General features: G+C 61.9%; 18 protein-coding genes. 9 read left to right on the top strand and 9 right to left on the bottom strand.

Annotated features, from left to right (window positions below):
* The first annotated feature begins 330 nt into the window (after positions 1 to 330).
* On the top strand, positions 331 to 1644 hold the full coding sequence (locus tag HFK74_RS17325) for an MFS transporter (protein ID WP_257230351.1): 1314 nt from the start codon (positions 331 to 333) through the stop codon (positions 1642 to 1644).
* A 98-nt stretch (positions 1645 to 1742) separates the two neighbouring features.
* On the top strand, positions 1743 to 3365 hold the full coding sequence (locus HFK74_RS17320) for a methyl-accepting chemotaxis protein (protein WP_180204513.1): 1623 nt from the start codon (positions 1743 to 1745) through the stop codon (positions 3363 to 3365).
* Between the two features lie 6 nt (positions 3366 to 3371).
* Here HFK74_RS17320 and HFK74_RS17315 read toward each other — a convergent pair whose 3' ends face one another.
* From HFK74_RS17315 to HFK74_RS17300, 4 genes are all read right to left on the bottom strand, one after another.
* On the bottom strand, positions 3372 to 4250 hold the full coding sequence (locus tag HFK74_RS17315; RefSeq protein WP_180204512.1) for a DMT family transporter: 879 nt from the start codon (positions 4248 to 4250) through the stop codon (positions 3372 to 3374).
* 36 nt (positions 4251 to 4286) lie between these two features.
* Entirely contained in the window at positions 4287 to 5105 is an 819-nt protein-coding gene (locus tag HFK74_RS17310) for a sugar phosphate isomerase/epimerase (RefSeq protein ID WP_180204511.1), read from the bottom strand.
* Positions 5106 to 5107: 2 nt separating this feature from the next.
* Positions 5108 to 6166, bottom strand: coding sequence for a Gfo/Idh/MocA family protein (locus HFK74_RS17305; RefSeq protein WP_180204510.1), 1059 nt, complete (start codon positions 6164 to 6166; stop codon positions 5108 to 5110).
* Between the two features lie 240 nt (positions 6167 to 6406).
* Positions 6407 to 7183: an IclR family transcriptional regulator gene (locus HFK74_RS17300; RefSeq protein WP_180204509.1), complete on the bottom strand. Its 777-nt coding sequence runs from the start codon at positions 7181 to 7183 to the stop codon at positions 6407 to 6409.
* 175 nt (positions 7184 to 7358) lie between these two features.
* Here HFK74_RS17300 and HFK74_RS17295 point away from each other — a divergent pair, with 175 nt between their 5' ends.
* From HFK74_RS17295 to HFK74_RS17275, 5 genes are all read left to right on the top strand, one after another.
* Positions 7359 to 9107 (top strand): FAD-dependent oxidoreductase, encoded by a 1749-nt coding sequence (locus HFK74_RS17295; protein ID WP_180204508.1) that lies wholly within the window; start codon positions 7359 to 7361, stop codon positions 9105 to 9107.
* Positions 9091 to 9924, top strand: coding sequence for an aldo/keto reductase (locus tag HFK74_RS17290; RefSeq protein ID WP_180204507.1), 834 nt, complete (start codon positions 9091 to 9093; stop codon positions 9922 to 9924). Before HFK74_RS17295 ends, HFK74_RS17290 begins: the two co-directional genes overlap by 17 nt.
* 149 nt (positions 9925 to 10073) lie before the next feature.
* Positions 10074 to 10943, top strand: coding sequence for a neutral zinc metallopeptidase (locus HFK74_RS17285; RefSeq protein ID WP_180204506.1), 870 nt, complete (start codon positions 10074 to 10076; stop codon positions 10941 to 10943).
* A gap of 148 nt (positions 10944 to 11091) precedes the next feature.
* Positions 11092 to 11985 (top strand): neutral zinc metallopeptidase, encoded by an 894-nt coding sequence (locus HFK74_RS17280; RefSeq protein WP_180204505.1) that lies wholly within the window; start codon positions 11092 to 11094, stop codon positions 11983 to 11985.
* Positions 11986 to 12942: an alpha/beta hydrolase gene (locus HFK74_RS17275; protein ID WP_180204504.1), complete on the top strand. Its 957-nt coding sequence runs from the start codon at positions 11986 to 11988 to the stop codon at positions 12940 to 12942.
* A gap of 28 nt (positions 12943 to 12970) precedes the next feature.
* On the opposite strand, the gene HFK74_RS17270 is transcribed toward HFK74_RS17275, so the two are convergent.
* From HFK74_RS17270 to HFK74_RS17260, 3 genes are all read right to left on the bottom strand, one after another.
* A complete protein-coding gene (locus HFK74_RS17270) occupies positions 12971 to 13564 on the bottom strand; it encodes an HAD family hydrolase (RefSeq protein WP_180204503.1) in 594 nt (197 codons plus the stop codon).
* On the bottom strand, positions 13561 to 14430 hold the full coding sequence (gene tesB / locus HFK74_RS17265) for an acyl-CoA thioesterase II (protein WP_180204502.1): 870 nt from the start codon (positions 14428 to 14430) through the stop codon (positions 13561 to 13563). Before tesB ends, HFK74_RS17270 begins: the two co-directional genes overlap by 4 nt.
* Before the next feature lie 106 nt (positions 14431 to 14536).
* Positions 14537 to 15106, bottom strand: coding sequence for a GNAT family N-acetyltransferase (locus HFK74_RS17260; RefSeq protein ID WP_180204501.1), 570 nt, complete (start codon positions 15104 to 15106; stop codon positions 14537 to 14539).
* Positions 15107 to 15183: 77 nt separating this feature from the next.
* On the opposite strand from HFK74_RS17260, the gene HFK74_RS17255 reads away from it, so the two are divergent.
* Complete coding sequence (locus HFK74_RS17255) at positions 15184 to 16104, top strand: histone deacetylase (RefSeq protein WP_180204500.1); 921 nt, start codon at positions 15184 to 15186, stop codon at positions 16102 to 16104.
* Between the two features lie 280 nt (positions 16105 to 16384).
* Positions 16385 to 17626, top strand: coding sequence for a TIGR03862 family flavoprotein (locus tag HFK74_RS17250; RefSeq protein ID WP_180204499.1), 1242 nt, complete (start codon positions 16385 to 16387; stop codon positions 17624 to 17626).
* Between the two features lie 116 nt (positions 17627 to 17742).
* Here HFK74_RS17250 and HFK74_RS17245 read toward each other — a convergent pair whose 3' ends face one another.
* Together HFK74_RS17245 and yedA are read right to left on the bottom strand one after the other, a co-directional pair.
* The gene (locus HFK74_RS17245) at positions 17743 to 19083 is read right to left on the bottom strand and encodes a DEAD/DEAH box helicase (RefSeq protein WP_180204498.1); all 1341 of its coding nucleotides are present in this window, start codon (positions 19081 to 19083) and stop codon (positions 17743 to 17745) included.
* 65 nt (positions 19084 to 19148) lie between these two features.
* Positions 19149 to 20090: a drug/metabolite exporter YedA gene (gene yedA / locus HFK74_RS17240; RefSeq protein WP_180204497.1), complete on the bottom strand. Its 942-nt coding sequence runs from the start codon at positions 20088 to 20090 to the stop codon at positions 19149 to 19151.
* Positions 20091 to 20128: the final 38 nt, after the last annotated feature.

Below are 20128 nucleotides of genomic sequence, written 5' to 3'. Positions count from 1 at the left end.
CATTGAGTCCGGTCATCAACCGACGGCCTCAGTTAACAAAGACCCTGAACACCACATAAAAATTTCAAAAACCGGGTATATGCTCATGCGCTCATTCAACGCCTTGCTCACTCGAACCACCGTCATTACGCCCTGCCTGGCGTCCATCCGAACCTTGCGCACCGCCGGCACTCACGTGCCGCTCGCTGAATAAACCGTCAGACGACGAAACCAGCCGATCAGTCCTGCGCCCATCGCCATCGATTGATCACGCGCCCTTGAAGTCCCGACGAGCCTTGCTTGTCAGTCATTGAACGGATGGCACACATGAATCCTACACCTAGCTCACGCATGGCTCCGGCCATGAGCGCTGCCTCTGGCGGCATCGGCGACAAAATCCGCGGCGCCATGGCTGTCGGCAAAACCCGTTGGGGCATGCTGGCGCTGGTGTTTTTCGCCACCACCCTGAACTACATCGACCGCGCCGCCCTCGGCGTCATGCAACCCATCCTGGCCAAGGAAATGAGCTGGACGGCGATGGACTACGCCAACATCAACTTCTGGTTCCAGGTCGGCTACGCCATCGGTTTCGTGATACAAGGCCGCTTAATCGACCGGGTCGGCGTCAAGCGCGTGTTCTTCTGCGCCGTGCTGCTCTGGAGCCTGGCGACCGGTGCCCACGGCCTGGCCACCTCGGCGGTCGGCTTCATGGTCTGCCGCTTCATTCTCGGCCTGACCGAAGCCGCCAACTACCCGGCCTGTGTGAAAACCACGCGCCTGTGGTTCCCGGCCGGCGAACGCGCCGTGGCCACCGGCATTTTCAACGCCGGTACCAACGTCGGTGCAATGTTCACCCCGATGCTGTTGCCGCTGATCCTCCACGTGTGGGGCTGGCAGGCTGCGTTCCTGTGCATGTCGGCACTGGGCGGGATCTGGCTGCTGTTCTGGGGCCTGAAGTACTTCAACCCGGAAGATCACCCAAGCGTCAAACAGTCGGAACTGGACTACATCCAGAACGAAGTGGAACCGGAACAAACCCGCGTACCGTTCTCGAAGATCCTGCGCATGCGCGGCACCTGGGCCTTCGCCCTCGCCTACTCGATCACGGCGCCGGTGTTCTGGTTCTACCTGTACTGGCTGCCACCGTTCCTCAATCAGCAATACAACCTGGGCATCAACGTGACCCAGATGGGCATTCCGCTGATCATCATCTACCTCACCGCCGACTTCGGCAGTGTCGGTGGCGGGATCCTGTCCTCGTTCCTGATCGGTCGCGGCGTCAACCCGATCAAGGCGCGCCTGATGTCCATGTTCCTGTTCGCCTGCTGCATCATCGGCGTGATCATGGCCGCCGGCTCCAGCAACCTGTGGGTGGCAGTAGCCGCGATTTCCCTGGCCATCGGCGCGCACCAGGCCTGGACCGCGAACATCTGGAGCCTGGTGATGGACTACACGCCCAAGCACATGATGAGTACGGTGTTCGGCTTCGGTGGCATGTGTGCGGCGATTGGCGGGATGTTCATGACCCAGCTGGTCGGCCACATCCTGACCGTGACCAACAACAACTACACCGTGCTGTTCACCCTGATCCCGGCGATGTACTTCATCGCGCTGACCTGGCTGTACTTCATGGCACCGCGCAAGATTCCGAAAGTAGAAGACTGATGTTCCCTCGGCGCAGGCCCGTTTTCGGGCCTGCGCTTTTTTTGTGCCTGCTTTTTATGAATTCCTGAATGTCCACACATCGCCAAGGAGGTGAAACCATGTCGCCAGGTCACCTGAGCATCGCCAAGCGCGCCATGATCAGCTTCGGCCTCATCGCCTTGCTGGTCCTGTTGCAAGGTTTGTTCGCCCTCAAGCAAGTCGCGCAAGTGCGCGCCACCGGCCAGCATACCGAGAACGTCTCCCTGCCCAGCACCCGTTATCTGGGCGAAATTCGCGACTACGTCCTGAGCATTCGCGTGCTCAGCCTGCGCATGGCGCTCAATCGCGAGCCCAAGGTGCTCGACGCGACCGTCACGCGCCTGCATCAGGTGCAGGGATGGCTTGCACAGGCACTGGACAAGTTCGCCCCGCTCGTAGGCGACTACAACCGGGCGCCGTACGAAAACTTCGTCGAGACGGTCACCCGCTACCGTGAGGCGCTGGCGCGATACGAAAGCCTGTCGCAGGCAAACCGCCTCGAAGAAATGACCGCGCTGCTCAATGGCGAAATCCAGGATTACTCGACCCGCAGCGGAGACCAGTTCGCCGAACTGGTGGCGCTCACCGCCAACGAAGTCAGCCAGTCCGCAGCGCAAGCCGACACGCTCTATGGCCAGGTGAAGGTCACGGTGATCGGAGCCTTGCTTGGCGTGTCGCTGCTGACCGCCCTCCTCGCCTGGCTGTTGATTCGCAGCATCGTGGTGCCCATCCGCCAGGCCGTGGAAGTGGCCGAGCAAGTCGCCGCCGGCGATCTCGGCACGCCGATACAGAGCCAGGGCAGCGATGAAACGGCGCGCTTGCTCAACGCCCTGTCGATCATGCAGAACAGCCTGCGCGATACCCTGCAACGGATCAGCGCCGCATCGAACCAACTGAACGCGGCTGCCGAGCAAATGAACCAGAGCACTCATCAAGATTCCGGGCGACTGCAGCAGCAACACAACGAAATCGAACAAGCCGCCACCGCGGTCAACGAGATGACCGTCGCTGTGGAAGAAGTCGCACGCAATGCCGTCTCGACATCTGACAGCACGCGCCAGTCGACACAGCAGGCCAGCCAGGGCCAGGCACGCGTCATCGAGACACTGGATTCGATCCAGGCCATGAGCGCCGATGCCGGAATAGCCCTGCAACAGGTGCAAACCCTGGCCGAGCAATCCCGGGAAATCGGCAAGGTGCTGGACGTGATTCGCGCAATCGCCGAGCAGACCAACCTGCTGGCGCTCAACGCCGCGATCGAAGCGGCCCGGGCCGGGGAAGCCGGGCGTGGTTTTGCGGTGGTCGCCGATGAAGTGCGCGCACTGGCCCATCGCACGCAGCAATCGACCCGGGAAATCGAATTGATGATCGGCCGGGTCCAGGGCGATACCGAGAGCGTGGTGTTGTCGATGCACGGCAACAGTCAGCGCGTCGCCCAGACCCTGTCGATCGCCGAACAGGCCGGCATTGCATTGGCGCAAATCACCCGGGCCATGGAGCAGATCCACGAGCGCAACCTGGTGATCGCCAGCGCATCGGAAGAGCAAGCCGCCGTGGCCCGCGAGGTGGACAGGAATCTGCTGAACATCCGCGACCTGTCGCTGCAAAGTGCCGACGCCTCGACCCGCACCAGCGCCACCAGCCAGCAATTGTCGCAATTGGCCGTAGGCCTGCAAAACCTGGTGCTGCGCTTCAGGTTCTGAGTGAGCTCAGCGGCGGCTTTGTTGCCATGCCGCCGCCAGGCCACTGCAGCAAATGATCGCGATCCCGACGATGGTGGTCAGGGTCGGCGTGTGGGAAAACAGCAGCCAGCCCAGCAGGCCGGCAAATACGATCTGGCAATAGCTGAAGGGCGCCAGCAAGGCCGGCGCCGCATGCCGGAAGGCCTGGGTCAGGAACAGGTGCGCCGTCATGCCGCAGGCGCCCAGCGCGAGCATCATTGCGCCGTGCACCAAGGTCGGCACCTGCCAGAAGAACGGCACCAGCGCACTCATGACCAGGGTGTTGCACAGCCCGGCAAAGAAGTTGCTGGTGGTCGGGCTGTCGATCTCGCTGAGCTTGCGAGTCAGCAACTGGTAGAAGCAGAAAAACAATGCCGAACACAGCGGCAGCAACACCGCCGGGGTGAACAAATCACCACCGGGGTGGACGATGATCAGCACCCCGATAAAACCGCAAATCACCGCCAGCCATTGGCCACGTGTGACCTTCTCCCCCAGCAACGGCACCGACAACGCAGTCACCAGCACCGGAGCGAGGAAGTTGACCGACGTTGCCTCGGCCAGCGGGATGTACATCAACCCCGTGGTGAAAAACAGGCTGGTGCCCAGCAGGCACAACGCGCGAACCAGTTGCAGCAGCGGCCGCTTGGTACGCAGCACGCGCAGCCCGGATTGCGGCAGGAATATTCCGGCCATCAGCAAGGTATGCACCACATAACGCGCCCAGACCACCATGACAATCGGATAGAACCCGGAAAGGTACTTCGACAAAGCGTCATGACTGGAAAACAGGAAGGTTGCGACAACGATCAGCAGAATCCCTTTGAAGGGCTGATTGACGCCGGAAAGCGGTGTGCTGACGGTCATTGGGGTTCCTTGTTCAAAAACAACACTTCGCGGGGCCTAGGTCAGCCGCGCGAGCAACTCTCGGGTTTTACTCAATGCCATCTGCGCCCGGTCCAGCCCACTCACGCCCTGCTCCAGCAGTTGCACGGTGGGAATCTCCAGGCTCAATGGAATGTTAGCTGGCAAACACCGCAACAGCCCCGGCAGATCACAATCGCCATCACCGGGAAAACGCCGTTCGTTACGCGCCTGCCGCAAGATCTCTGCCATGTCTTGCGGCCTGGGCCCCGCCACGTCACACAACTGCGCATACCGTAACCGTGAGGGGGCAACCCTGGCCAGATCTTCCAGCCGCGACCCAGAGCGATCGAAGTGAAAGGCATCGACCAGCACCGCCGCGTTTTCACGCTCGGCCCGTTCAACGATGCGCACGGCTTGCTGCAGATCCCGCGCGTCGGTCCAGGGCATGAACTCCAGGTGCGGATGCAGTCCGTAAGGCGCCGCCAGATCACACAGGCGGGCAAAATTTTCTGTCAGCCGCTGCTCGTCAGGATCGTTACCCGCCACCAGCAACTCACTGGCACCGAATTCGGCCCCCACTGCCAGCACCCGCTCGAAATCGGCAACAACGGTGTCCGGTTTGAGCCGCAGGATCTCAACATCCAATACATGAATGCCGGTATCGCGCAGACGTGCCAGGGTCTGGCGCCGCAGATCGTCATCGGCCACCAACGCAAAATGGTGTTCCTCTGGCGTCGCCGGCACCAGGCGCAAGCCGACATGGCTGTAACCGGCCCGCGCCGCAACCTCGACCATGTCCGGCGGTGACAACTCCAGCACAGTCAGACTGGCCAGGGAAAAAATTCGTTCACTCATGTTCAACCCTCGATCAATGCAGGTGCGCAGGCGCGCCCGGTTTCTGCGGCTTGGCGAATCGCCTCGACCAACGCCAGGGTGCGGGCTGCGTCGGCGGCGCTGACCAGCGGTTCGACTTCCCCACGCGCAACGCGCACGAAGTGCTGCAACTGCAAGCGCAGCGCTTGATCGACACTGAAAGGCTCGTCAGCCGACATCAGGGGTTGATGCCACCCGCCATCCGCTTGCGTGTAGTGCCAGCGCTTGAGCTGCGGGATGCTCAGCGCCCCCGCGGTGCCCGCCAGCAAATAGCACGGCTGGTCGGCCTGGCGTGGATACACCGGGTTCTCCCCGGAGTCCAGCTCCCAGCTCCAGGGTGCCGCCACCGCATCGGACCCGGTCAGACTGCCCAGCGCACCGCTGTCGAATTGCAGCAGTACGGCGGCGCAATCCTCGTTGGCAAACCCACGCACGGCGTTGCTGGTGATCGCCTGCACCTGGCGAACTTCACCGCACAGGTGCCTGAGCAGATCGAGGTCATGGATCAGGTTGGTCAACAACATGCCCGCACCGGGCTCGCGGCGCCAGGCCGTTTCGAAATAACTGTCGGGCTTGCGCAATTGCCAGAGCGCGGTGACGGTGCTCAACCGGCCCAACGCGCCGCTTTTGACAAGCTCATGGGCGCGCACGATCAAGGGATTGTGGCGTCGATGATGGCCGACCAACACCGCAACGCCGCTCGACTTCGAGGCAGCCACCAGCTTGCGGGCCTCATCCAGGTGCACGCCCACCGGCTTTTCCAGCAACACCGGGACGCCGGCAGCCAGGCAATCGAGCGCGGTGCTGACGTGCAGCGCATTCGGGTTGGCGATTATGACGGCCTCAGGCTTTGCCTGCTCCAGCATCTGACGATGATCGGCGAAATACTCCACACCCCATTCCTTCGCCAGACCCGGCGCTTGCGGGCCGGGGTCGGCCACGGCACACAAGGTCGCTTCAGTCAGGGTTTTCAGATGCTGGTAATGCTGCTGGCCCATGGTGCCTGCACCGATAAGGGCTATTCGAAGGGGGGGCGAACTCATGCAGCGGTCCTCTTGTGGTTATTGTTGGGAGATGATCATCAACAATTTAGAACCCGGTTCCAGATTCTTACACAGGCGTGCATTGAAAGTGTTCGAACAGCGCACAACTTTATTGAGTTCACAGCGATCAAAATGTGGGAGCGGGCTTGCTCGCGAATGCGGTGTGACATGCAACTTAAATGTTGACTGACACTCCGCATTCGCGAGCAAGCCCGCTCCCACAGGGGTTTTGTAGAGGCTTTAGCTAAATAGCTCCGATGCCAGACTCGCGGCCGACAACTCATCGGTAAACGCCAACAACAACGGCGCCAACTCATGCAGCCGCGCCCCCGGCATCCGCGCACTCGGCCCGGCGATGCTGAGCACGCCGATCACCCGGCCATCACCGGGATGGCGCACCACCGCGGCAATCGCCGAGGTGCCCACCGCCGAACTTTCCTCGACACAGGCGTAGCCCTGCTCCCGTGCCAGGCGCAAGCGTTCAAGCAATTCAATGTTGGACCTTGGGGCATTCGGTCCCAGCTCCAGCGGCCGGTCCGCCGCCTGGCGTTCCACCAGCGACAAGGCTTCGGCATCGCTCATGCACGCCAGCCAGGCATGGCCGGAGGCGGTGTAGAACAGCGGCGCATCCCGGCCCATGTCCGGGTCATAGCGCAGGCCGGAACGAGCCCCTTGGGACTTGGCAATCCAGGTCTGGCGCTCGCCTTCGACGACCCCCAGGCGTACCAGTTCGCCGGTTTCCTGAGCCAGTCGGTCAAGCACCGGTTGCACGATATCGGCACCGCTGCTCGACAGATAACGGAAACCCATCGCCACCAGCCGGGTCGACAAGTGATAACGCAAGTTCTCTGGATTCTGCCGCACGTAGCCAAGCCGGATCAGCTCGGCCAGTAGCCGGTGGGTGGCACTCTTGGGGATGCCCAGCTGCTCCGCCAGCACCTGCATCGGCAGGCCACGAGGGTCGCTGGTGAGGCTTTCAAGCACACTGAAAACACGTTCGATCTGACTGCCGGCCATGGGGGTATCCACACAAAATTTTTTCGATTCTAGAAGACAACCCGCGGAATGCGAAATCTGGAACTGCCTGTCCGATAACCGCCCGCTTTACGCAGCATCGACTTGCCGACCCTCTTCCAGCCTCATATATTTTCTGGAATCAGATTCCAAAATAATAAACACCGGAGTTCAAGCCATGCCTGCCCAACCGTACTGCCTTCCCGACATCGACTGCGATGTGTTGATCGTCGGCTCCGGTGCGGCCGGCCTGGCAACGGCCGTGACGGCCGCATGGCATGGCCTGAAAGTGATCGTGGTGGAAAAAGACCCGGTTTTTGGCGGCGCCACCGCCTGGTCAGGTGGCTGGGCGTGGGTACCGTGCAATCCGCTGGCCCGGCGGGCCGGCATCGTCGAAGACGTTGAACAACCGCGCACTTACTTGAAACACGAACTGGGTGATCACTACGACCCTTTGATGATCGATGCCTTCCTTGAGGCCGCTCCGCGCATGGTGGCGTTCTTCGAACAGCACACCTCGCTGCAATTTGCCGATGGCAACGCGATTGCCGACATTCATGGCGACACGCCGGGCGCCGGTACCGGTGGGCGTTCGGTCATCGCCGCGCCGTATGACGCGCGCAACGTCGGCAAGCTGCTCAAGCGCCTGCGCAAGACCATGCGCGAAACCTCCTTCATGGGCATGCCGATCATGGCGGGCGCAGACCTTAGCGCGTTCCTCAACCTGACCCGCTCGTTGTCGGCGGCCTGGCACGTTACACGGCGTTTCACTCGCCATTTGCTCGACCTCGTCGTGCATGGCCGGGCGATGCAACTGGTGAACGGCGTGGCGCTGGTCGCGCGCCTGGCGAAATCCGCCGACGATCTTGGCGTATTGCTGTGGGAGTCGGCACCGGTCACCGAATTGTTGCGCGAGAACAATAAGGTGCAGGGCGCGGTGGTTAGCACCGCCAAAGGTTCGATCCGCATCAAGGCCCGCAAGGCGGTGGTGCTCGCGGCTGGCGGTTTCGCCAATGACATCGAACGGCGCAAGGCCCTGTTCCCCCGTACGCCGACCGGTCACGAACACCTGGCCCTGCCCCCCCTCGGCGTGTCTGGCGACGGCCTGCGGCTGGGCGAGAGCGCCGGCGCCCGAGTCGACACCCATCAGGTATCGCCTGTGGCCTGGGCACCGGTTTCGCGAGTGCCATACAGTGATGGCAGCAGCGGCCACTTCCCGCACATCATCGAGCGTGGCAAGCCGGGGATCATCGGGGTGCTGAGCAATGGCCAGCGCTTCGTCAACGAAGCCAACGGCTACTACGACTATGTGACGGCCATGGTCGCCAGCGCCCCGCCCGGCGAAGCAGTAGCCTCCTGGCTGATCTGCAGCCATGGCTTCCAGCGACGTTATGGCCTGGGTATTTCCCGGCCGTTTCCGGTGCCGCTGTCATCCTTTATCCGCAGCGGTTATCTGAAAAGCGGCAAAACCCTGGAGGAATTGGCACAGGCCTGCGGTATCGACCCGGCCGGCTTGCGCACCACCGTGTCGGACTACAACCGCCACGCGCGCAATGGCCAGGACCCGCAGTTCGGCCGCGGCTCAACGCCCTACAACCGCAAACAGGGAGATGCACTGCAGCAACCCAACCCCTGCGTCGCACCGATCGAGCAAGGACCGTTCTATGCCGTGAAAGTCGAACCGGGTTGTTTCGGCACCTTTGCCGGGCTCAAGGTCAATCAACACGCCCAGGTCCTCGACGACTCGGGCCAGGCCATCACTGGCTTGTATGCGGCGGGAGGCGACATGGCCAGCATCATGGGCGGCCACTACCCCGCTGGCGGCATCAACCTGGGGCCGGCGCTGACGTTCGGCTACATCGCCGCGCGCCATATCGCCGGCATCACTGCTTATGAAAAGGAGATCGACCATGACGCACATCGTTAACGCACAGGGTTTGAACATGCCCAAGCTCGGCCTCGGCACCTGGCCGATGCTCGGTGAAGAGTGCACGCGAGCAGTGGAACAGGCCCTGGCGCTGGGTTATCGACACATCGATACCGCTGCGGCCTACAACAACGAGGACGCTGTCGGTCAGGCGTTGCTGAACAGTCCGACACCCCGCGAACACATCCACGTCACCAGCAAGGTCTGGTGGGACCAGCTGCAACCCGACGCCATGCGCCATTCCATGGATCGCAGCCTCAAGGCCTTGCACAGCGATTACATCGATCTCTTCATGATCCACTGGCCCAGCACCGATTGGGACTTGCCGCGTACGATCGAAACCCTGGTGTCATTCAAGGAGCAGGGGCTGGCGCGCAACATCGGCGTGGCAAATTTCCCGCTGCCCCTGCTGCGCACTGTGGTCGAGGAACTGGGCGCGCCGCTGTCAGCCATTCAGGTCGAGTACCACGTGCTGCTCGGACAAAACGCACTGCTGGACTACGCCCGTCAACACGACATGGCACTGACGGCTTATTCGCCGCTGGCACGCAACAAGGTCTCGGATGTTCCGGTTATCCAGCAGATCGCCGCCAAACACGGGGTATTGCCGACCCAGGTCGCACTCAAATGGCTGCTGGATCAGCCGAACGTAGCGGCTATCCCCAAGGCCAGCAGCGAGGCCAACCAATTGGCCAACCTGGCAGCGCTCACCGTCAACCTGGATGATCAGGACCGTGCGCTGATCGCCGGCCTGTCCAAGCGCGAGCGCCTGGTCAGTCCGGACTTTGCGCCGGTGTGGGACGCGTTCGATTTATAAGTACGAAAGGGCCACTGTTGATGTGCGACACCCGTCGCAATGACTGTGGCCTTACCAAACCTTACACATTTCCCCCACACGCCTTTGCCAGTGCGGTTATTCATAGACCCGGCGCCATGCGCCCCATCAATCTATGAGAGACCGCCAACATGCTATGGAACAAGGCAAGACGCAGCAAAAACGTGAACGACATACGCGAGGGCAAGGATGCCCGCACACTTACAGGGACAACACTGGCCGCTGGGCTGGCCGCCGTCGCCCTGGCCGGCGGCGGACTCTATTCGACGCTGGACACGCCAGCAGACGTTACTCCGCTCGAACCCTCGTACACCCTGGATCGCCCTCTCCCTCAGCCATCGATCGAGCCTGAAGAAGATCTGCAGTTGATGTTTGTCCAGTCAGTGCTGGGCGACACCGAAGACACCTGGAACCCACTGTTCGCGCAAATGGGCCGGCAATATCCACACCCGACCCTGACGCTGTTCAACAACGGCGTGGTCTCGGGCTGTGGTTTCGCCAGCTCCGGCATTGGCCCGTTCTATTGCCCGGGCAATCGGCAGGTGTATCTCGACCTCGAGTTTTTCCGCACGCTTGAGCAGCAGTTTGCCGTGGTCGGTGACTTCGCACGGGCCTACATCATCGCCCACGAAATCGGGCATCACGTGCAACTTGAACTGGGCCTTTCCGAACCCTTCGAAAAAGCCTTGCTCGAGCAACAACCGGTCAGCGGCGATGGCGGGCTGGAAGTGCGTTCGGAATTGCAGGCCGATTGCCTGGCCGGGGTCTGGGCGCACCATGCGCAACAGCGCCTGGACTGGCTGGAGCCGGGGGATATCGAAGCCGCCCTGAATGCCGCGGCAATGTTCGGAGACGACCAGCTGCAAGCATCGCGCAATGCCCAGATCCGGCCTGAGACCTTCAGCCACGGCACGTCCCTCCAGCGCGTGCACTGGTTCAAGACAGGATTCGCCACAGGCAAACCTGAGGCCTGTGACACCTTCGCCGCCGATGCGCTGTGATACCCGCCCATCAATGAATCCCCTGATGTCGCCGCCTGGATAGAACCGCTGCCGCTTCTGGCTGTCTGACGACCGGACTGGCGCCGGTCCTACTCAGCAGCAACACTCATCGCACGGTTCTTCACCCGCAACATCAGAGGATTCCCACATGCTATGGAAAAAAGGCCGACGCAGCGACAACGTGGTCGATGCCCGTGGCGATGAGGTCGGCGGCGGTGGCGGCGGGATGCGGTTTGGTGGCGGCAAGGGCCTGAGCCTGACGGCGATCCTGCTGATCGTAGGCATCGGCTGGATCACCGGCCAGGACCCGCTGCAGATCCTCGGACAACTGACCGGGCAGATGGGTCAACAATCGGCACCCACCACCTCCCAGACACGCCAGGCACCACCGGCCAACGATGAAGGGGCCGAGTTCGTCCGCTCGATCCTGGGTGATACCGAGGATACCTGGCGCCAGATTTTCCAGCAGGCGGACCGGCAATATAAGGACCCGACCCTGGTGTTGTTCAGCAACCGGGTCAATTCGGCCTGCGGACTGGCGACATCGGCAACCGGCCCCTTCTACTGCCCCGCAGACCAGAAGGTTTATCTGGACATGGCCTTCTTCCAGGAGATGTCCCAGCGCTTTGCGGCCGCGGGCGACTTCGCCCAGGCCTATGTGATCGCTCACGAAGTCGGTCACCACGTACAAACCTTGCTCGGTGTTTCGGCGAAGATCCAGGCCGCTCGCCAGCAAGGCCGGCAGATGGAAGGCGATGGCGGTTTGCTGGTGCGCCAGGAACTGCAAGCCGATTGCCTGGCCGGGGTCTGGGCCAACAATGCGCAGAAGCGTCTGAACTGGCTGGAGCCGGGCGATATCGAAGAAGCGTTGAACGCGGCGAACGCCATTGGCGACGACCGCTTGCAGCAACAAGGTCAGGGCCGTGTGGTGCCGGACTCGTTTACCCATGGTACGTCAGCGCAACGGGTGCGCTGGTTCAAAACCGGATTCGCCCAGGGCCAGGTTGGCCAGTGCGATACCTTTGCGGCGAAAAATTTGTAAATGAAGAAGTGGTGGTTAGTCGTACTGTTCACCTGTGCAACCTCCCAAGCGGCCGAGCACGGAGTCAAGGAACTCAGCCCCGGGCGCCTGCTGTTGAAATCCGGTGAAATAGCGGTGGGCATCAGCCCGGCCCCGGCAAAAATCGAGCGGGTATTGATCATCGTCCATGGTCGCTTGCGCAACGCGCAAACCTATCTCCAGAGCGGCAAAAGCGCGGTCGAACTGGCCGGACAAAGCGCCACGACCCTGGTGATCGCCCCGCAATTCCTCAATGAAACCGACGTTGCGCAGCACCCGGTGGCGGACACCGTCTTGCGCTGGCAGGGTAATGAGTGGATGGCTGGCGGTGAATCCACCGCCCCCTTCCGTCTGAGTTCCTACGACGCGCTGGACGAAATCATCGCCCGCCTGAGTGATCGCCAGCAGTTTCCGGACTTGAAGCAGATCGTCATTGCCGGTCACTCGGGGGGCGCTCAAGTAGTTCAGCGCTACGCCTTGCTGGGCCACGACAAACCGGCCCTGGAAGCCGCCGGCGTGCAGTTGCGCTACGTGATCGCCAATCCCTCTTCCTACACCTACTTCGATGAGCGTCGGCCCGTGGCCTTCAGTCATGCGGGTTGTCCGCAATTCAACCGCTGGAAATACGGGCTGACCGATTTGCCTGCCTACGCAGAAGGACAAACTGCCGCGCTGCTGCAGGAAAAGTACCTCAAGCGCGACATCGTTTATCTGCTGGGGCAACAGGACGTCGACCCGAACCATCCGGCGTTGGATAAAACCTGTGAGGCAAAAGCCCAGGGGCCGAATCGACTGGCCCGGGGTCGCTACTACTTCGCTTACCTGAAGCGGCTGCAACCGCAAGGGTTGCAGCAGCAACTGATTGAAGTGCCCGGGGTCGGGCATGACGGGGATGGGATGTTTACGTCGCCGCAGGGGCAGCAGGCGTTGTTCCAGTAGCCGCGAGGGCGGGGCCCGCGCAGGGCCCTCAAGCCGACAGCATCTGCCGCAATTCGACACAATCGGCCGCATGCCAATCGGTCAACTCCGGCCACGGATTATCCGGCAGATTGACCAACACCGTCCGCGCTCCCGCCGCACGACCGCAATCCAGGTCAAAACGGTAATCACCGACCATCACCATCTCGCTGGCCGACACCTTCCAGGCTTCGGCCAGCTTCAGCAATCCCCCAGGGTGTGGCTTCGGCGGTGCCTCATCGCGGCCCAGCACATCGTCTACCGCAAAGCAGTCGGCCAGGCCGATCGCCTCCAGCGTGACATGCGCCAGTTCCCGGGCATTGCGTGTGAGAATGCCCAGGCGATAACCGCGGCCAGCCAATTCACGCACCAGCTCCACGGCCCCCGGTGCCGGTTTCGAGCCCAGCGCCAGATCGCGCTCGTGCTCGAGCAACCAGGCGTGCTTGGCACTGGCTTCCTCGACCGGCAGTGCCGCCAGATGCGTGAGGATGTCGGCTTCCGCCGGGATCGCCAACGCCACGCGAATCGCCGCGAAATCATGCACAGCCACTGTCAGGGTGCCGTCCATGTCGAACACCCAGTGGCGTATGTCGGCCAGGCTCATGCCCAATCCTTGCGATGGCGAATCAGGCCTTCCTGGGTGACCGAGGCCACCAGTTGACCGGCGCGGTTGAACACGCTGCCACGGGAGAACCCGCGGGAATTGCCGGCCCATGGGCTGTCCATCGCATACAGCAACCAGTCATCGGCGCGCAGGTCAGCGTGGAACCACAACGCGTGGTCGAGGCTGGCCACCTGCATGTCCTTGTGCCAGACCGATTTGCCGTGAGGCAACATCGAGGTGGTCAGCAAACCGAAGTCCGACGCGTAGGCCAGCAAATACTTGTGCAATGCCGGGGAGTCGGCCAAGGCGCCGTCGGCGCGAAACCAGACATATTTGACCGGATCGCTGGCTTGCGGGTTGTAGGGATCTTCCTCGGTGACGGGCCGAAATTCGATCGGTTTCGGACACAGCAGTTTTTCACGCATGTGCTCGGGGATCAGGTGAGCGCGTTGCTGGGTCAGCTCCAGTTCCGATGGCAGGTTTTCCGGCCCGACCACTTGTGGCATTTCGCCCTGGTGCTGGAAACCTTGTTCGTCGTACTGGAACGAGGCACTGCAGGTGAAGATCGGTTGGCCTTTCTGGATCGCCGTCACCCGGCGCGTGCTGAAACTGCCGCCGTCGCGCACGCGGTCAACGGAGTAAACCACCGGCAACTTGGCATCGCCCGGGCGCAGGAAATAGCCATGCATCGAGTGCACATGGCGCGCCTCTTCCACGGTCTGACTGGCCGCCGACAGCGACTGACCGAGCACCTGGCCACCGAACAATTGACGAAACCCCAGGTCCTGGCTGCGGCCACGGAACAGGTTTTCTTCGATCGATTCCAGGCTCAGCAGGTCGACCAGATCATCCAACACTTGGCTCATTCAGACTCTCCTCACACAACGCAATGCCGCGCAGTCCTGGCTGCGTCGGTCGATTCAGTATCTGGCCCGTGCCGATATAGGGGCCATTGTAAACGTCCGTGCCAGGTTATCCATGCAAGGTTTGCAGCCATTGTTCACGGCTGATGCGATACAGCACGTGGTGGCGCAGGGGATGATCGAGGGCAAGCCTGGGGTGATCGAAGTCATCGGCCGGATCGTGATGCATGCCGATCGCCTGCATGACTTTCTGCGACGGCAGGTTGCTGGTCGCGGTAAAGGACACGATTTCATTCAGTACCAGGCGATCAAACCCGCAACGCAGAGCGGTCCATGCCGCTTCGCTGGCATAGCCCAGGCCCCAGTGCTCGCGCGCCAGGCGCCAGCCGATTTCAATGGCCGGGGTGAAAGGCGTGTCGAAACCGACCACGCCCAGACCGGTAAAACCGATGAACTGGCCGGTGTCTTTGCGCTCCAGCGCCCAGAAGCCAAAGCCATGCTCGGCAAAGTGCTCGCGAACCCTGCCAATCAACGCCGCACTTTCCAATCGACTCAAGGGTGCGGGAAAATAGCGCATGACCTGTGGATCGGCGCACATCGCGGCAAACTCTGGCAAATCCTCATCACGCCACTGCCGCAACAGCAATCGCGCGCTCGCCAGTTCGAGTATCGGCTCCATCGTGCCCCTCCCCCAATTCCATGCCGCCAGTCTACAACGCTGGTAGGATCCTTCACTCATTCCGCTACGAAATCATCATGCCGCTGCCGCTGATCTACCACGAAGACTACAGTCCCGAGTTCCCGGCGGATCACCGCTTCCCCATGGACAAGTTTCGCCTGCTGCGCGATCACCTGGTGGACAGCGGCCTGACGCGCGACGCCGACCTGCTGCGCCCACAGTTGTGCCCGGCGGACATTCTCGCCCTCGCCCATGACCCTTCGTATATCGAGCGCTACATGAGTGGCGATCTGTCCCGCGAAGACCAGCGACGCCTCGGCCTGCCCTGGAGCGAAGCCCTGGCCCGGCGCACGGTGCGTGCGGTCGGCGGCTCGCTGCTGGCGGCGGAGCAGGCGCTGAAGCATGGCCTGGCCTGCCACTTGGCCGGCGGCACCCACCATGCGCATTACGATTACCCTGCAGGGTTCTGCATCTTCAATGACCTGGCGGTGATCAGCCATTTCCTGCTGGAGAGTGGCCGGGTGAATCGGGTGCTGATCTTCGACTGCGATGTGCATCAGGGCGACGGCACTGCACGCATTCTGCACAACACACCGGAAGCAGTGACCGTTTCCCTGCACTGCGAGAAGAACTTTCCTGCACGCAAAGCCGAAAGTGACTGGGACATCCCGCTTCCCAACGGCATGGGCGATGCCGATTACCTGAAGGTGGTGGACGATGCGCTCAACTACCTCTTGCCCCTCTATCAGCCAGACCTGGTGCTGTACGACGCGGGGGTCGACGTGCATAAAGACGACGCGTTGGGTTACCTGAAGCTGACCGACAACGGTGTCGCCGCCCGCGATGAAAGCGTGATGCGCCATTGCCTGGGCCGCGATATTCCGGTGGTCGGCGTGATCGGCGGCGGCTACAGCAAGGACCGTCATGCCCTCGCCCGCCGTCATGGCATCCTCCATCACAGTGCCCAGCGGGTCTGGCAGTCATCAGGCTGTCACTGAGTTGTGGATGCTTTACCCACAATGCCTGTGGAGCCGCCTGTGGATAACCTGCGGGAAAGGGACTGCAGGCCATGTCGGATGTGGGCTGCAGAGTGGTGGTTGTTTTTTAACCAGCCACTAGATTCACCTGTAAACCCTGTAGGAGTGAGCCTGCTCGCGATAGCGGTCTGTCAGGGCCACAGATGTTGAATGTAGCGCCGCAATCGCGAGCAGGCTCGCTCCTACAGAGGACGGGGCTGCTAGAATGCCCGGCTTATCCCGTCAGACCGCAGCGCATTCCATGACTCAATCCTCGTCAGCCCGTTCCCATAATGTCGCCATCATCGGCGGCGGCCCCGCCGGTCTGATGGCGGCTGAAGTGTTGAGTCAGGCCGGGATCAAGGTCGACCTGTACGATGGCATGCCTTCAGTGGGGCGAAAATTCCTCCTGGCGGGCGTCGGCGGCATGAACATCACCCACTCCGAAGCCTACCCGGCGTTCCTCTCGCGCTATGCCGAACGCGCACCACAGATTGCACCGCTGCTGCGCGCCTTCGGTGCCGATGCGCTGTGCCAGTGGATTCATGAACTGGGCATCGACACCTTTGTCGGCAGTTCCGGCCGGGTCTTTCCCACCGACATGAAAGCCGCGCCCCTGCTGCGTGCCTGGCTCAAACGCCTGCGCGACAGCGGCGTAGTTATCCACACCCGCCACCGCTGGCTCGGCTGGGATGATCACGGCGGTTTGCGCATCGACAGCCCCGACGGCGAAAAAACCGTTCAAGCCAATGCCACCCTCCTCGCCCTCGGTGGCGGCAGTTGGGCGCGCCTGGGTTCGGACGGCGCGTGGATGCTGCCGCTGGAGCAAAAGTCGGTAGGACTCGCGCCGCTGCAGCCGAGTAATTGCGGCTTCGAGGTGCAGGCCTGGAGCGATTTGATGGTCAGCAAATTCGCCGGCGCACCGCTGAAAAACATTGCCATCGGCCTCGATGATGACGTGCCAAGGCTGGGTGAATGCGTGATCACCGCGACCGGGATTGAAGGGAGCCTGATCTACGCCTTGTCCGCACCGATCCGTGAAGCGATCAACCGGCACGGCTCGGCGACCATTCATCTGGACCTGCTGCCCGGCCGACCTGTGGATAAAATCCAGGCGGCATTGAGCAAACCGCGCGGCTCACGCTCGATGGCTAAACATTTGCACAGTCAGTTGGGTATTGATGGCGTGAAAGCGGCGTTATTGCGAGAGCTGACATCTGCCGAAACCTTTACCGACATGGCATTGCTGGCCAAAGCGATCAAGGCGCTACCCATGATACTGGTGAAAACCCGCCCGCTGGACGAAGCCATCAGCAGTGCCGGTGGTGTGTTGTTCGAAGCACTGGATGAGCGATTGATGCTCAAGCAAATGCCTGGGGTTTTCTGCGCGGGGGAAATGCTCGACTGGGAAGCGCCAACCGGTGGCTATCTGTTGACGGCGTGTTTCGCCAGTGGGCGTGCGGCGGGACTTGGGATGGTGGAGTGGCTGCAGCGTATGAGCTGAAGACCGCGCCGCCCTCATCGCCAGCAGGCTGGCTCCCACAGGGGATTTGTGTCGTTCACAAAAACCTGTGGGAGCCAGCCTGCTGGCGATGAGGGCCTAACGGACGCCGCTGCTAATCAAGGTTTGCGCTTACGCGGCCCAGTGTTGAACACAGGCACCTTGCGCACAGGCTTGATCGAAGGCTCCGCTGGCGCAGCTTCCCCGCTATCGACCCACTTGCCGAGATTGCGTTTACCGCCACCACCACCCGACGCTTTGGGCTTCTTCGGTTTCTTCGGCTTCTTGATCACCTGGCCACTGGCATCGGTGTCCGGAACGCGATGCTCTGGCTCGAAGTCCGGCTCGTTCTGACGCTTGAGCGTCTGGCGGGTCAACATCTCGATGGCCGACAGCAGATTCACTTCATCGGCACACACCAGGGAAATCGCCTCGCCGGTGGAACCGGCACGCCCGGTACGACCGATGCGATGGATGTAATCCTCGGCCACGATCGGCAAATCGAAATTGACCACCAATGGCAGGTCTTCGATATCCAGGCCCCGGGCCGCGACGTCGGTGGCGACCAGGATCTGCACTTCACTGAGCTTGAAACGATCCAGCGCGCGCTGACGGGTCGCCTGGGGCTTGTCGCCATGGATGCCATCGGCGTTGATGCCCAGGCCCTGGAGTTTTTCCACCAGCGCGTCCACGCCGTTGCGGGTCTTGGCGAACACCAACACCTGCTTCCACTTGCCCTTGCGCATCAAGTGCACGAACAGCTCCGGCTTGCGCTTCTTGTCCACCGTCACGATCCACTGCTTGACCGTATTGGCGGCGACGTTGCGCGGGCTGACTTCGATGCTCAGCGGGTCATTGAGCATTTGCCCGGCCAGCAAGCGGATGTCGTCGGAGAAGGTCGCGGAGAACAGCAGCGTCTGACGTTTCTTCGGCAGCGCCTTATAGATGTTCGCCAGCTCCTCGGAGAAACCCAGGTCGAGCATGCGATCGGCTTCGTCCAGCACCAGGGTTTGCAGCTGATTGAACTTCAGTGCGTTCTGGCGGAACAGGTCGAGCAAACGGCCCGGGGTCGCCACCAACAGGTCGACACCGCTGCGCAGCTTCATCATTTGCGGGTTGATGCTGACACCGCCGTACACCGCGTAGGTACGCAGCGGCAGGTTCTCGGCATATTGGCGCACCGCTTCGTGAACCTGCTCGGCCAGCTCTCGGGTCGGCACCAGAATCAGCGCACGCACCGAGTTGGCGGCGACTTTCGGCCCTTCCATGGCCAGCAGTTGCAGGAGCGGCAAGGCGAAACCGGCGGTCTTGCCGGTGCCGGTCTGGGCCGCGGCCATCAGGTCGCGACCGGCCAGCACCGCTGGAATGGCTTGTGCCTGAACCGGCGTCGGAGTCTGGTAGCCGAGCGTCTCAAGGGAGCGCAGCAAGGGTTCGATCAGGCCAAGGGTGGCGAAAGTCATGGGAGTACCGTAGGAAAAATCAGCGCGATTGTGCGAAACAAGTATGCAATGGCGCGCAGTTTACCCTAATTCACACGGGATTCTGTCGGCACCACTGTCGGCTCGACCTTCACCACTGGCCGCTGCGGTGAACGGCGCCATTGCGGCAGGCCAATCAGCACCACGGCACTGATGATCACCAGCATCGCCAGCGCTTCCTCGATGCCAATGGTTTCGCCAACAAACACGATCCCCAGCAACACGGCCACCGCCGGGTTGACGTAGGCATAGCTGGTGGCCGCCGCCGGACGCACATGCTTGAGCAGATACATGTAGGCGTTGAAGGCAATGATCGAACCGAACACGGTCAAGTACGCCAGCGCCGCCCAGCCCTCGATGGGTGGGACCTTTTCCAGGTGCTCTCCGCTCAGCGCACTGGCGATCAGCAACACCACGCCGCCGACCAGCATTTCCACGGCGCTGGCCATTGCGCCTTGAGGCAACGGCAAGTGTTTGCTCCACACCGAGCCGAATGCCCAGGTGGCCGCGGCGAAGATCAGCAACGCCGCACCCAGCGGGCTCGATTGCAGGTTGGAGCCGAGGTTGAGCATGACGATGCCAATCATCCCGAGCGCAACGCCCGCCCATTCAAGACGGGTATTACGCGCGCCCCAGAAATAGCCACAGAGCAAGGTAAACAGCGGCACCGTCGCCACTGCCAGCGCGGCCACGCCGGAGGCCACGCCAGTGTGCTCGGCCACGCTGACCGCGCCGTTGCCGCACGCCAGCAGCAACACACCGATGATCCCGGCGGCTTTCCATTGCGCCCAGGTCGGGGCCGGCGCCCCGCGCCAGCGCAGGAAGGCGTACATCAAGGTCCCGGCGATGACGAAGCGAATACCCGCCAGCAGCAAGGGCGGCCAGTACTCCACACCGATGCGGATCACCAGGTAGGTCGAGCCCCAAATCACGTACAGCGCGAAAAAGGCAGCGATTAACGGTAGGGGAAAGCGACGTAGGCCGGACATGATGGGCAGCTCACAGGCAGAACAGGTGAACGGCTATT

Source organism: Pseudomonas sp. SbOxS1 (assembly GCF_013416725.1).
Lineage (GTDB): Bacteria > Pseudomonadota > Gammaproteobacteria > Pseudomonadales > Pseudomonadaceae > Aquipseudomonas.
Note: the sequence above shows the minus strand (reverse complement) of the source record. Positions and strands in the feature narration are given on the sequence as shown.